Here is a 13,633-nt window from a genome sequence, read left to right as displayed (position 1 = left end):
TAAGAAAAATACTAGTGATTGTTCGTAATATATTCTATTGTCGCTTACATTTCATCAAACTCAAGCTCAATGTTCTTGGTTAATAAATCCGTGTAACTGTAAGATACTCGTTCAAAGTTGTTTTGATCTTGATCAAGGTCAACTACAAACACTGCACGATAAGTCTTAGTTAATCTACCTTTACGGCGTGTTACTTTCTTTCTTCCTGCTTGAGCTACTACTACCAAGCTTTCGCCCAAATGAGAATCCAAATTATGTTTAATTGCCATTAGTGTTGTTGGCACTGGACGTCACTCCTTTGCTTGGGTACTATTCTATCAAAAAATTAATATTTTTTCAAGTCTGTAAATTGTAAGCGTTCTATGCTTGCTGATCTTTTAAAAGATGTGCTAACTCTACAAATTGATTTAGCGTTAATTCTTCCGGACGAACTCGAAGATCTAGTCCTAAATCATTAATCATTTTTTCACGCATATCTCTATCCTTGACTAAGGATTTTAAGTTATTAGCTAGTGTTTTTCGGCGCTGAGCAAAGCACATTTTTACAACATGATCAAAGAAAGAATAATCGTCAATATCTGGCTTTTCAGTAAGTGGCGTCAAGACAACAACTGCAGAGTCAACCTTTGGGCGTGGCATGAATGACGTACTTTTCACTTCTTCTGCTAGCTTCACATTCATTCTGCTTTGAACAGCAATTGTTAAAGGGCCATATTCCTTAGTCTTGGGTTTAGCAACTAAACGCTCAGCCACTTCTTTTTGCATCATTAGCGTTAAACTACTGAAAGCTAAATTACTCTTAATTAGATTAAAAATTATCGGCGTTGTGATGTAGTAAGGCAAATTAGCAACAATTTTAACCGACTTATTTAAATCAAGAAAACCATCGCTATCTTTAGTAAAGTTTGCCTTTAATACGTCTTTCATGACTAATTTAAAGCGATTGCTTAATTCTTCACCAGCAACTTTTTGTGGCAATTCATTTTTTAAAATTTCAGGTAAATCTTGATCAACTTCATAAGCTAACACCTTGGCACCAGCTAAAAGAAGCTGCTCAGTTAAAGACCCAATTCCTGGTCCAATTTCAATAACTTGATCACCTGTTTGAATATCAGCCGCTTCAACAATTCCCTTAATTGCGGCTAAATCTACTAAGAAATTTTGCCCCAAATTCTTTTTTGCATGCATAAAGTAGCGATTAACAATCGCCTGAGTCCGAACTGGACTAGCAATCGGCATACTATTTGACATCTTCAACTGCCCTCTTTAATTCTTTATAAGTAATTCCAAACATTTTTAAGCGCTTTAAGAATTGTTTACTATTTCCATATCCAATTCCTAACTTAATCCCAACTTTTTCACGTAAAAGACGCGCTTCTGGACTAACTGCTAGACCCAAATCATCATACTTTTCTTTAGTAATATCACTCTCTACTGCTTGAACCTCGTGCAAATCACCCAAAGCACGTACTAGTGCTTCTTTTGACGCATGTTCAACTCCTAAGCTATTTCCTCTCTTAGTTGGCTCTCCCTCTTTACGAGTGATAAAAGCTTGTTTAGCATTGGGTGCAGCATTAGTCACCAGTCTTCTAATTCTTTCACCATTATAGTCTGGATCTGTAAAGATAATTATTTCTCGTGTTTTTGCCAGTTTCTTAATTTCTGCTAAAGTTTGATCAGATACCTCCGAGCCATTAGTTTCAATAGTTTCAATTCCTGGGAAAAACTGTTTTAATCTCTTGGTATCGTCTCGTCCTTCAACAACAACTACCGCATTAAACTGTTTTTGATTATTTGATTCCATATGCCCTCATCGTATTTTCAAACGTGTGCTTTGCCACTTCTTCAACAGATGTGTCACGTAACTTAGCGATCGCTTCTGCAACATAACGCACATATCCTGTTTCATTCTGCTTTCCGCGGTATGGCTTTGGCGTTAAATATGGAGCATCAGTTTCAATCAGAAATCTATCCCATGGTACAACTTTGGCAGAAGCATGTACGTCAGTTGCTTTAGTAAAAGAAACAACGCCAGAAAATGACACCATCATCCCTAAGTCAAGAAACTTTTTAAGCCAATCAGGATCACCATTAAAGTTATGAATTATTCCTCCATATTCACCGACATGACTATCTTTTAAAACTTGATATGTATCTTCAAAAGCATCACGTGTATGAATATTTACTGGCATCTTTAAGCTATGAGCTAAGTCAAGCTGCTGCGCAAAAACTTTTCGTTGAACATCTCTTGGCGATTCATCCCAGTAATAATCTAGTCCAATTTCTCCTAAAGCAACAGTTTTAGGCTTTTTTAGCTGCTCAACTAGCTTATCTTCTGATTTTTGATCATAATCCTTAGCTACGTCTGGACAGTAGCCAACAATAGCATATAAATTATCAAATCTTTGACTTAGATCAACTGCTCGTTCATTAAATTCTGGATCTTGTCCAGCAACCGCACTTTTTACCACACCTAATTCTCTTGCTCGATCAAGGTAGATCTCTTCTTTTCCTCGAAAAGGCACGTCATTTAAGTGCGTATGCGAATCAAAAATTTTCATTAGCCTAATTCAGCCCCAACTTCATGTTCATCGCCTACAATAGCTAATTTAACCTGACCATCTTTTTCACTAGATAAAAGCATACCTTGACTTTCATGACCTAACATTTTACGTGGTTTCAAGTTAGTTACTGCTAGCACCTTTTTATCTAAAAGTTCGCTTGCATCTGGATAGAACTTGCGAATACCACTCAAAATTTGACGCTCATTTCCATCGCCAAAGTCTAGCTTAAACATCAACAGCTTACTTGAACCCTTTACTGGTTCTACTGATAAAATTTGACCAACTTGAATCTTAACCTTGTCAAAGTCATCAATGGTGATATGCTTTTCTTCTTTTTGCTGGCTTCTAGTCTTCTTCTTTAGTTTTGCCTTCTTCATTTCTTCCTTAATGTATTTAACTTCAACATCATTCTTAAGTCTTGGGAAGATTGGAGTTGGTTTTTCAGTTACTTTAACATTCCAGTCAAAGCCGCCAAATTCAAGTTTCTTTTGTTCCTCATTATTCCAGTCAAGACCAAGTTGTTCAAACATCTTAACTGGACTTTGAGTCATTACTGGTGCAATTAAAATAGCAACTAAACGAAGACTTTCAGCTAAATTAGACATTACTTTAGATAATTCTTCGCTCTTGCCCTCTTTATTCAAAGTCCAAGGAGTAGTCTCATCAATGTATTTATTTGCACGAGAAATAAGCTTCCAAACACTATCTAGAGCTTGAGAGAAGTGAAGAGCGTCCATTTGTTTTTGATATTCAGCAATTGTTTCCTTAGCTGTCTTCATCAAGTCTTGAGCAAATTCATCTTGTTCTGCTGCAACTGGTGCAACTTGACCATCTTGGTATTGGTTAATCATTGAAACAGTTCTATTTAGCAAGTTACCCAAGTCATTAGCTAAATCAAAGTTAACTCTCTCAACGAAATCTTCAGGAGTAAAAATACCATCTGAACCAAATGGAATTGCACGCATCAAGTAGTAACGAAGAGCGTCTAATCCATAGCGTTTAACAATCATTTCTGGATAAACGGCATTACCTTTAGATTTAGACATTTTACCGTCTTTCATTAAAACCCAGCCATGGCCGAAGATTTGCTTAGGAAGTGGCAAGCCTAATGCCATTAACATAATTGGCCAATAAATTGTATGGAAACGCACAATTTCCTTACCTACTAAATGAACATCAGCTGGCCAGTATTTCTTAAATAATGAATCATCATCTGAGCCATAACCTAGGGCAGTAATATAGTTAGAAAGTGCATCAATCCAAACATAAACTACGTGCTTAGGATCGCTTGGTACAGGAATTCCCCAGTCAACTGTTGTACGAGTTACTGAAAGATCTTCAAGACCTGGTTTGATAAAGTTATTTATCATTTCCTTTTCACGAGAGTGAGGCAAAATAAAGTCTGGATGATCCTTATAATACTGTAAAAGACGATCAGCATATTTACTCATTCTAAAGAAGTATGAAGGTTCTTTAACCAAACGAACTTCGTGGCCTGACGGAGCTTTACCGCCAATAACATTACCATTATCATCTTTATAAACTTCAGCAAGTTGTGATTCAGTAAAGTATTCTTCATCTTCAACTGAATACCAGCCAGTATATTCGCCTAAATAAATATCGCCTTGCTTTAACAACTTTTCAAAAATCTTTTGAACAGCCTTAACGTGGTCTTCATCAGTTGTCCTAATAAAGCGATCGTAAGAAACATCTAACATCTTCCATAACTCTTTATAAGAAGCTGCCATCTTGTCTACAAATTCTTGAGGTTTAATACCCTGTGCTTCAGCTTTTTGTTCAATCTTCAAACCGTGTTCATCAGTACCTGTTAAAAAGAAGGTATCAAAACCGCGAGATTTTTTGTAGCGAGTCATTGTATCAGCAGCAATCGTAGTATAAGCATTACCGATAGTTAATTTTCCAGATGGATAATAAATAGGTGTAGTAATATAGAAAGTTTTCTTTTCAGCCATCTTTATTCTTCCTCTCATAAGTCTTTTAATTGCTAGTATAACATAGCATGTAGGACTTAATTTGTACATTAAAAAAAGGAATTCTATAAAATACGGAATTCCTATAAATTATTTAGATAATTAATTGTCATATGTCGCTCGAATCCTAGGCATATCGATATTGGCTTTTACCAAGTTATTTACAATAGCTGTTGGCATTACCTCAGCCGTTATGCCAATAGTAATTGCTACAGCAAAAATTAAAGCATTCTCCCAATTACCGCGCATTATTTCATTAATTAGCAAAACAACTGGAACAATAACTAGAATTAATGTTAAAAAGATTTTGGTTAATTTTTTCATACTAGAATTAAAGAGATGGTTCTCTAGATTAATCTTAGAAAGATTTTGAACTACCTTTCCAAAAACAGTTTCTTTACCAGTCGCAAAGATAACGCCAATGCCTGAACCTGAAAGAATAATTGTGCCTGCATATAAAATATTAGCATAATCTAAGTTATTATTTTTACCAGTGTAATTAGTAGCACTCTTTTTCACAGTGTCTTCTTCACCAAGTAATGAGCACTCTAAATCATTACTTTTCAGTAATTTAACGTCAGCTGGAACAATATCTCCAGCTTTAAGTAGTACCACATCTCCAATTGTTAGATCACGGGTTAAAAGTTGCTGTGGTTCACAATCACGCATTACTTGAGTTGTTCTAGAAATTCGATTTATCAAATTTTGAATATTAGTATTAATACGAATATTTTGCATAGCAGTTAAAATGGCTGAAATAAATAAAATTGCTAAAACAAAAATTGCTGGACTTAGGTTAAGAGTATGTTGAGAGGAATTTAAAAAAATTGCTACAATTGCTAAAAAAAGCAGAACAAGGGAAAAAGGAGTTATAAAAGCCTTTAACAAATAGTGAAGTTTTGTCTTATCATGTTTAATTATTATTTCATTAGATCCGTATTTTGCTAAGCGTTGCCTCGCATCTTTACTTTGAAGGCCGCTAATTGAGGTTTTTAATCGTTGCAGCGTCGCAAACTTATCTTCGCATGCAATCCGGCGCACCAGCTTGGTGTCTGTAGTATTTCTTGTGCCGGAAGTGTTGATTTTGAACATCTTCAACATCCTTTCTTAAGAACCTAGCAAACAAACAAAAAGACCGATGCAAAAACTGCATCGGCTCAAATCCAAGCGATTTTTATACTCGTCGTTCAGTTTTAACACTACGTGACGTAAGGTTATTTAACATAACTAGCTGGCTGGGGAGGGCCTTATATCGACGATCCCTGTTTGACCCGTTGGCATCTCTGGATGTTGCTGGGCGACAGCATATGTTCACGTAGGAGTCTCACCTAACAGTTTATTTGCTCTAATATTTAATTTCTATTGATACTTTAACGGCTAACTAAGAATTAGTCAAGTCCCTACTTCTTTTTTCGAAAACTCTTAAATAGAACTAGTCCGAAACTGATTAAAGCTGCAATTACTAATCCCCAAACCAAGTTTACACTCTGTGGATGATCTATTTTTTGCAGTTCATCTTGTGTTAGCGAATTTTTATCATAAGACAGCTTATCTTTTTGGGCAACCAAAGTAGCGCAAGCATTAAACACTAATCGAATTCCGGAATTAAAAGTTGCTGCCTTTTCACTTCTTAATTTATTCCCCGCATAACGAACAATATTGCCACATTTACTTTGAGTTAAAGGATCTTGATAATTCTTACCGACAATAATTTGAACATTTTTCTTTTTGTTTTGAAGAGCAACAGCAATAATTATCTGATTCTTTAGTGGCTGAATTCGATTTAAATCATTGCTGTCTTTTAAGCTTAAAAGGCGAATTTCAGGTTTAGTTTTAGTCTTTTGATAACTCTCATTTTTCTGATTAACAAGTTCTTTTGTCTGATTATCAAATAATCCTTGCGGATCACTAACAAAAGACTTGGTGCTAGCAGTCAACGTTAATAAACAAATAAGCAGTGACACCAAACCAATAATTTTATTTTTCATTGTCAGCCTTCTCTAGCCTGTCTGCTAAGCTTTGAACGTATTTATGATCAAGTGTTACTTGTTCAATTGCAACACCTTTTTCACGCAATAGTTTTAAGGCTAAAGGATTATCATGATAATCATAATAATAGTTAATTTTCTTAATGCCAGCTTGCACTAAGCACTTGCTACAATTAAAGCAAGGAAAATAAGTAACGTAAATTTCAGTACCTTCAGTGGAAATACCATTTTTTGCACATTGAATTAAGGCATTCATTTCAGAGTGAATCGTTCTTACGCAGTGTCCATCCACCATCAAATGACCAACATCATCACAATGAGGCTGTCCCGAAACACTACCATTATATCCGGTCGCAATCATCCGGTCATCTTTAACTAATACACTTCCAACTAAGGCACGATCACAGGTAGAACGTTGTGCAATAACTAAAGCCTGCATCATAAAATATTGCTTCCACGGAATCCTGTCTCTTGTCATTGTTCTTACCCTCTTTAAATTATTTATTTAATCTGTCAAAATAATTTAAACCAATTGCTTCTCTAACTTCTTTTAAAGTTTGGTTAGCAACTTTATTTGCCTTCTTTGATCCTTCTAGTAGCATTTCATAAACAGCGTCTGGATTTTGAGCAAACTTTTCACGACGTTCTCTGATTGGTCCAAGCTCTTCTTCGAGAACCTTATTTAAGTAGCGCTTAATTTTAACGTCGCCCAGGCCACCTTTTTGGTATTGTTCTTTAAGTTCAGCCACTTTATCCTTGTCTGGTGCAAACACATCAAGATAAGTAAAGACAGTATTTCCTTCAACTTGTCCTGGATCTTCCACGTGGATGTGGTTTGGATCAGTGTACATGGACATTACTTTCTTTTGAACAGTCTTTGCATCATCAGATAAATAGATTGCATTTCCTAATGATTTAGACATTTTGGCATTTCCATCTAATCCTGGAAGTCTTCCTTGACCCTTTGGTGGGAAGTAGCCCTTTGGCTCAACTAAGATATCAGTGTTATAAACCCGATTAAAAGTACGTACTATTTCACGAGTTTGTTCAAGCATTGGTTCTTGATCATCCCCAACTGGGACCACTGTTGCCTTAAAAGCAGTAATATCTGCTGCTTGAGAAACCGGATAGTTTAAAAATCCTACGGGAATTGAATCCTTGAAGTTCTTTTGCTTAATTTCAGTTTTAACAGTTGGATTTCTTTCTAGACGTGCAACTGTTACTAAATCCATGTAATATGCAGTTAACTCAAACAAAGCGGGAATTTGCGATTGAACATAAATAGTAGACTTTTCAGGATCTAAACCAACAGCTAAGTAGTCTAAAGCTACTTGAATCAAACTATTTTTAATTTTTTCAGGATCTCTTGCGTTATCAGTTAAGGCTTGCGTATCCGCAATCATAATATAAGGCTCATATTTACCTTCATTTTGTAACTTAACACGATTTTTTAAGGACCCAATATAGTGACCAATGTGAAGCTTACCAGTTGGTCTATCTCCAGTTAATAAAATTTCTTTCGTCATAATTTTCTCCAATATTTGTTAATCTTTAGCTTTACCTCCAATTCTAGCAAAAAACCTTATTCGTTTAAACTTACTCAAAAATTGCTAGAATTAAATTGAAAGAACTAATCAAACTAGAAAGAATGAAAAATCATGTGTAGCCACTATGCAATGCCCTCTCTTAAAGAAATTAAGACTTACTTGACAACTGATTTAAAATTACCACTGATTGTACCTAAAAACATTGAAGAAAAATTTTCTGCTGTCACGCAAATCTATCCTAAATCTTCATCCTTAGTAATGCTTTACAGCAACAACGAATTAAAACTCGTTGAAAAGAAATGGGGCTATCCGAGCCCTTTTCAAAAGAATCGTGTTCTTTACAACGCTCGCATAGAACGTTTTTATGAAGAAAAACCATCAATGTGGGACAACTCATTTGCTCGGCAGCGCTGCATTATCTTAGCCAATGAATTTTGGGAAAGCAGTAAACAAACTTACCTTGCTTCAAATAATAAGACCTACCATGAACACTCTTCTTTTACTGCTAAAGAAGAACCAATGACTTTAATCGCTGGCATTTATCAAGGCGACGATTTTTCAATGGTAACAACTGCTGCTAACAGTACCGTTCTTCCTGTTCATGAACGCATGCCATTAGTCTTAAAGCCATCCGAATTACGTCGCTGGCTCTTTCAAAACTTCACTTCTCTACTTAACCGTTCAGAATATAATTTGGCTCGACATCAGTTGCCACATCGTTAACAAAAATGATATAATCATTTTGCTTACGCGGGTATAGTTTAATGGTAAAATGTCAGCTTCCCAAGCTGAAGATGCGGGTTCGATTCACGCTATCCGCTTATATTAAAAAAGGAGGAACTTTTTGTTCCTCCTTTTTGTTATGCCAAGATAACCATAAAAATTCCATTTAAAATTGCTAGATAAATTGGCATCATTATTCGCTGTGAATATAGGTACGACCAAGCAAGAAGCATCCCATAAAGACTGTTAATAATAAACAAGGCAAATGAAGTTTGAAAATTGAGAATTCCGAAGAAAAAACCTGAACAAATGATCCCAACTATTCCGCTAGTCATATTTTGTGCTCTAAAACCATAATTAAAGAAAAAGCCGGTAGTTAAATACACTTGCATCGCTGGTATCAATATTCCGATTGAAAAAATGAAAAACCAAAATAAGAGATTGCACTCACCCTTTTGATAAATTACTTGAAAATTCATCAACGGAACCGTTCCTTTAGCCTGTAGATATGAAATAAAAATTCTTCCTAGAATCACTAAGATCGAAACTCCCACAATAAATCCGTAATCTGCTAAAAGAGGCATACTTGGCTTTTTTTCAAAGAACCGTTGCTCGCGATTAAATTGCCTAATGTAGAAATATAAGGCAAACAGCGAAAAAATTAAAAAGAAAAAATATCCAATCTTATTTACTTGATCATTTAATAATGTTAATTTCTTTACTCCAACTACTATCAAATAAAGAACTAAATAAACAGCATACCTAGTTAAATTTCCTTGTCTTGATGATGGCGTATTCATGGTTTCTTCCCCTTTATATCAACTGTATTCATTATAGCAAAGCAGATAACGTTATTTATAGTTCATGAAAAATATATACTTATTAACATCGCTTTCATATATAATTAGCATAAAAGCAACATAAATAAGAGAGGACATATTTATTATGAACTTAATTGCAATTGATATTGGCGGTACAACAATCAAGATCGCTACTTGGATAAACCAAAAACTAAAAATGGTCTTTACGATTGATACACCTAATAATTTAGATACTTTCTATGAAGAATTAACTGATGCTGTAAACGAAATCAAAGCTAGTAATAAAATTGATGGTGTAGCTATTTCTTCACCTGGTTCTGTTAATAAAAAGACTGGGGTAATCGAAGGTGCTAGTGCCCTACCTTATATTCACAATTTCAAAATTGTACCTGAGTTAGAAAAACGCTTTGGCTTGCCAGTAAGTATTGAAAATGATGCAAATTGTGCAGCTTTAGCTGAATTAGTTGCCGGGTCAGCTAAAGATTGCAGCAGTATGGCATTTTTAGTAATTGGAACTGGCGTTGGGGGTAGTATTATCATTAATAATCAAATTTGGCATGGTGCTCATCTATATGGCGGTGAGTTTGGCTTTATGATTATTGATGGTCAGCAACTTAGTGCCTTGGCTTCTCCGGTTTCAATGGCTAAACGCTATAATGAAAAAACTGGTAAAGATTTTGATGGAAAGACAGTATTTGAACTTGCTGACACTGATGATTTGGTTGCACAGGAAGAACGTGGCAAGCTGATTCATGCTTTAGCTACTGCTATTTATAATATTCAACATAGCTTTGATCCAGAAAAAATCATCATCGGTGGCGGAATTTCTCAAAACCAAGAATTAATACCTCTTCTTAATGATGAAATTTCAAAAATAAGAAATAAATTAAATATTGCGACTGTTAAGCCAATTTTAGACATCTGTACCTTAAAAAATGAAGCAAATTTGCGTGGAGCTGTTGCAGATTTTGAAAAAGAGCATTAAATTTTATATAGACACTTTTTTATTATTAAATAAATGTGTTTGAAAGCATCACAAAAAGGACTGAGAATACTATCTCGGTCCTTTTTTGTTATTCAATTTTATAAAAATATATATTTTTATATAAAAATGCTTTACTTTTATTAGAAATAAGTTTATATTTATACACGTAAAATATGTAAGCGATTGCAAAGAGGGAATGTTATGAATAAGCAGAAAACGCCTGAAGACTTCTTCTGGGGTAATTCAGTTTCAAGTATGCAAACTGAAGGTGCCTGGAATGAGGATGGTAAAGGCTTATCAGTTTACGATGTACGACCTGCTACAGAAAACACCACAGATTGGCACACCGCAATTGATGAGTACCACCGTTATGATGAAGATTTAGACCTGATGAAAGAAATGAATATGAATATGTATCGTATTCAAATTTCCTGGTCAAGAGTTTGTCCTGAAGGAGATGGAGAATTTAATCCTAAAGGAATCGATTTTTACGACAGATTGATTAATGCCATGCTTAAACGTGGTATTGAACCAATGATTTGTCTTTATCACTTCGACATGCCACTACATTTAGCCCAAAATTATAACGGCTTTATGTCAAGACATGTTGTTGATGCCTTTGTTAGATTTGGTAAAAAGATGATTGATCATTTTTCAGACCGTGTTAAATACTGGATTGTCTTTAATGAACATAATCTCTACTTCCAAGACGAAGTATTTAATATTTCTGGCTATGAAAAAGGCGACAAAACCTTAGACGACATGTACACAATCTTTCACCATACAATGATTAGCCACATTCGTTTAGCTAATTATATTCATGAAAAATATGATGATGTAAAAATTGGCGGCATGCTAGCCTACCAACAAATTTATCCAGAAACTTCAAAGGCTACTGACGTTTGGGCTGCTAAGCAAGTTCAAGAATTTTTGAACTTTAATATTTATGATGCAGATACTGGACGTGGTTACTCGCCAGAAGTTATGCAGTATGCAAAAGATCATCATATTAACTGGGATATTACTGAGGAAGACAAAGAAGAAATGAAAAAAGCAAAAGCTGACTTTCTAGCTTTCAGCTATTACTCTTCTTGGACTCTCTCAGCCGATAAAATTCCAAAAGATGCAGCACCTAACCGTTACATGAATTATGGCGGTGTTGAAAATAAATATCTCAAGACTAATGATTGGGGCTGGACGATTGATCCACTTGGTTTTAGAAACGCCATTACGACAATGTACAACCATTACAAGATCCCAGTCTTCCCAATTGAAAACGGAATTGGCTTAAAAGAAACTTGGGATGGCGAGCATATGATCGAAGACGATGAGAGAATTGCTTACCATGAAGAACATATCAAAGCAATGAAAGATGCAATGTTCTTAGATGGTGCCAAAGTTCTTGGCTACCTAGGCTGGGGATTAATTGATATTCCAAGTTCACATGCCGATATGGAAAAGCGTTATGGCGCTGTCTATGTTAACCGGTCAAACCATGATTTGAAAGATTTAAAACGTGTTCCTAAGAAATCATTTTATTGGTTCCAAAAAGTATTAAAAGATAATGGAGACGAAATATAATGAGTGAACAGAAAAAATCGGGCGTTAGTGTTTTCGTTAATAAACACATCTTGCCCCCAGTAATGAAATTTGTTAACACCAAGGCTATTCAGGCCTTGCAAAATGGTATGATTTACACCTTGCCATTTATCTTAATCGGTTCTATCTTCCTTATTCTAGGAAATATTCCGATCAAATCAGTAGCTGATGCCATTAATGCTTCTGGTTGGGGAGCTTTCTTTAACCAAGCCTACACTACTACTTTTAGTATTATGGCTATGTGGGCATCAGTTGGTATAGCTTATATTTATGTTAAAAATGAAGGCTACGAGCCATTAGCTCCCGGTCTTACTTCTTTAGCCGCATTCTTAATGCTTCAAACTTTAACTATTGACAGTCCATTAAAGAATGCTATGGCTAAAGGTATTGACGGTCAAATGACTGCTAAAGCCGTAACCGAAAATATCGACAAGTTACCACATGCTTTACAAACATTTTTAGAATCTCCAGTTACCGGTGTATTTAACATTACCTGGCTTGGCGGAGACGGTATGATCGCCGCAATTATTGTTGGTTTATTAGTCGGCTGGATTTACTCAGCTATTATGAAAAAAGGCTGGACTATTAAGTTGCCTGAACAAGTTCCAGCAGCTGTTTCTAACCAATTTACTGCTATGATTCCATCAGGAATTATCTTAATTGGTACTATGCTTATTTACGCAGGCTTCAAGTTAACTACTGGTTCAGACTTCTTACAATGGACCTACCAAACTCTTCAAATTCCACTTCAAGGTATCTCTGACTCACTTGGTGGCGCAATTGCCATTGGATTCTTAGTACCATTCTTCTGGTTCTTCGGTGTCCACGGTGGTTTAATCGTCGGTTCTCTTGCTGGTCCTATGCTTCAAGCAAACTCATTTGACAACGCTCAATTATACAAGGCTGGCAAGTTAACCATTGCTAATGGTGCTCACGTTGTTACTAACGAATTCTACAACAACTTCATTAACTTAACTGGTTCAGGTATTACTATTGGTTTAATTATCTTTATCTTAATTGCAGCTAAGTCAGCACAATTACGTTCAATTGGTAAAGTTGAATTAGTTCCTGGTATCTTTAACATTAATGAGCCATTCCTATTTGGTTTACCAATTGTTATGAACCCATTCCTTGCAATACCATTCTTCTTAACTCCAGTTGTAGTTGCTATTTCAACCTACTTCGTAATTAAAACTGGTATTGTTCCTCCTCTAAATGGTTTTGCCTGTCCATGGACGATGCCAGCAGTTATTTCTGGTTTCCTAATTGGCGGCTGGAAGATGGCAATTTGGCAAGCATGTACCTTAGTAATTTCAACCTTAATCTACTGGCCATTTGCTAAGAAATACGACAACATTCTTGTTAAACGTGAAGCTGCCGCTCTCAAGAAAGACGAGGCTGAAGGTAAATAATTT

The 13,633-nt window shown here is 35.5% G+C and carries 14 protein-coding genes, 1 tRNA gene and 1 riboswitch; of the genes, 5 read left to right on the top strand and 10 right to left on the bottom strand.

Annotated elements, in window-relative coordinates:
- Window positions 1-44 precede the first annotated feature (44 nt).
- The 9 genes from LpgJCM5343_RS01050 to trpS all read right to left on the bottom strand — a co-directional run bounded on the left by LpgJCM5343_RS01050 (window position 45) and on the right by trpS (window position 8,069).
- Entirely contained in the window at window positions 45-284 is a 240-nt protein-coding gene (locus LpgJCM5343_RS01050) for a Veg family protein (RefSeq protein ID WP_003647898.1), read from the bottom strand.
- Between the two features lie 76 nt (window positions 285-360).
- Complete coding sequence (rsmA, locus tag LpgJCM5343_RS01045) at window positions 361-1,251, bottom strand: 16S rRNA (adenine(1518)-N(6)/adenine(1519)-N(6))-dimethyltransferase RsmA (RefSeq protein WP_101890939.1); 891 nt, start codon at window positions 1,249-1,251, stop codon at window positions 361-363.
- A complete protein-coding gene (gene rnmV / locus LpgJCM5343_RS01040) occupies window positions 1,241-1,804 on the bottom strand; it encodes a ribonuclease M5 (RefSeq protein WP_003649533.1) in 564 nt (187 codons plus the stop codon). The genes rsmA and rnmV overlap by 11 nt, the downstream gene beginning before the upstream one ends.
- Window positions 1,791-2,561 (bottom strand): TatD family hydrolase, encoded by a 771-nt coding sequence (locus LpgJCM5343_RS01035; protein ID WP_077959374.1) that lies wholly within the window; start codon window positions 2,559-2,561, stop codon window positions 1,791-1,793. The genes rnmV and LpgJCM5343_RS01035 overlap by 14 nt, the downstream gene beginning before the upstream one ends.
- On the bottom strand, window positions 2,561-4,537 hold the full coding sequence (metG, locus tag LpgJCM5343_RS01030) for a methionine--tRNA ligase (RefSeq protein WP_101890938.1): 1,977 nt from the start codon (window positions 4,535-4,537) through the stop codon (window positions 2,561-2,563). Before metG ends, LpgJCM5343_RS01035 begins: the two co-directional genes overlap by 1 nt.
- Before the next feature lie 120 nt (window positions 4,538-4,657).
- Entirely contained in the window at window positions 4,658-5,656 is a 999-nt protein-coding gene (locus LpgJCM5343_RS01025) for a P-type ATPase actuator domain-containing protein (RefSeq protein ID WP_101890937.1), read from the bottom strand.
- A 70-nt stretch (window positions 5,657-5,726) separates the two neighbouring features.
- Window positions 5,727-5,898, bottom strand: a riboswitch (M-box (ykoK) riboswitch).
- A 57-nt stretch (window positions 5,899-5,955) separates the two neighbouring features.
- Entirely contained in the window at window positions 5,956-6,543 is a 588-nt protein-coding gene (locus LpgJCM5343_RS01020) for a TPM domain-containing protein (RefSeq protein ID WP_048687157.1), read from the bottom strand.
- Window positions 6,533-7,021, bottom strand: a complete 489-nt coding sequence (locus LpgJCM5343_RS01015; RefSeq protein WP_003649538.1) for a deoxycytidylate deaminase — start codon at window positions 7,019-7,021, stop codon at window positions 6,533-6,535. Before LpgJCM5343_RS01015 ends, LpgJCM5343_RS01020 begins: the two co-directional genes overlap by 11 nt.
- A 19-nt stretch (window positions 7,022-7,040) precedes the next feature.
- The gene (gene trpS, locus LpgJCM5343_RS01010; protein ID WP_020806579.1) at window positions 7,041-8,069 is read right to left on the bottom strand and encodes a tryptophan--tRNA ligase; all 1,029 of its coding nucleotides are present in this window, start codon (window positions 8,067-8,069) and stop codon (window positions 7,041-7,043) included.
- 132 nt (window positions 8,070-8,201) lie between these two features.
- Here trpS and LpgJCM5343_RS01005 point away from each other — a divergent pair, with 132 nt between their 5' ends.
- Window positions 8,202-8,813: an SOS response-associated peptidase family protein gene (locus LpgJCM5343_RS01005; protein WP_113576182.1), complete on the top strand. Its 612-nt coding sequence runs from the start codon at window positions 8,202-8,204 to the stop codon at window positions 8,811-8,813.
- 27 nt (window positions 8,814-8,840) lie between these two features.
- A tRNA-Gly gene (locus LpgJCM5343_RS01000) sits at window positions 8,841-8,911 on the top strand.
- Between the two features lie 39 nt (window positions 8,912-8,950).
- On the opposite strand, the gene LpgJCM5343_RS00995 is transcribed toward LpgJCM5343_RS01000, so the two are convergent.
- On the bottom strand, window positions 8,951-9,613 hold the full coding sequence (locus tag LpgJCM5343_RS00995; protein ID WP_101890936.1) for a CPBP family intramembrane glutamic endopeptidase: 663 nt from the start codon (window positions 9,611-9,613) through the stop codon (window positions 8,951-8,953).
- Window positions 9,614-9,758: 145 nt separating this feature from the next.
- Between LpgJCM5343_RS00995 and LpgJCM5343_RS00990 the strand changes: the two genes are divergently transcribed.
- The 3 genes from LpgJCM5343_RS00990 to LpgJCM5343_RS00980 all read left to right on the top strand — a co-directional run bounded on the left by LpgJCM5343_RS00990 (window position 9,759) and on the right by LpgJCM5343_RS00980 (window position 13,630).
- Entirely contained in the window at window positions 9,759-10,619 is an 861-nt protein-coding gene (locus tag LpgJCM5343_RS00990) for an ROK family protein (RefSeq protein ID WP_101890935.1), read from the top strand.
- Between the two features lie 201 nt (window positions 10,620-10,820).
- Window positions 10,821-12,200, top strand: a complete 1,380-nt coding sequence (locus tag LpgJCM5343_RS00985; RefSeq protein WP_101890934.1) for a glycoside hydrolase family 1 protein — start codon at window positions 10,821-10,823, stop codon at window positions 12,198-12,200.
- Window positions 12,200-13,630: a PTS sugar transporter subunit IIC gene (locus tag LpgJCM5343_RS00980; protein ID WP_101890933.1), complete on the top strand. Its 1,431-nt coding sequence runs from the start codon at window positions 12,200-12,202 to the stop codon at window positions 13,628-13,630. The genes LpgJCM5343_RS00985 and LpgJCM5343_RS00980 overlap by 1 nt, the downstream gene beginning before the upstream one ends.
- The last annotated feature ends 3 nt before the right edge of the window (window positions 13,631-13,633 follow it).

The organism is Lactobacillus paragasseri (genome assembly GCF_003584685.1).
Classification (GTDB): Bacteria; Bacillota; Bacilli; order Lactobacillales; family Lactobacillaceae; genus Lactobacillus; species Lactobacillus paragasseri.
The sequence above is the reverse complement of the archived record's forward strand: the minus strand, read 5'-3'. Positions and strand labels throughout refer to the sequence as shown.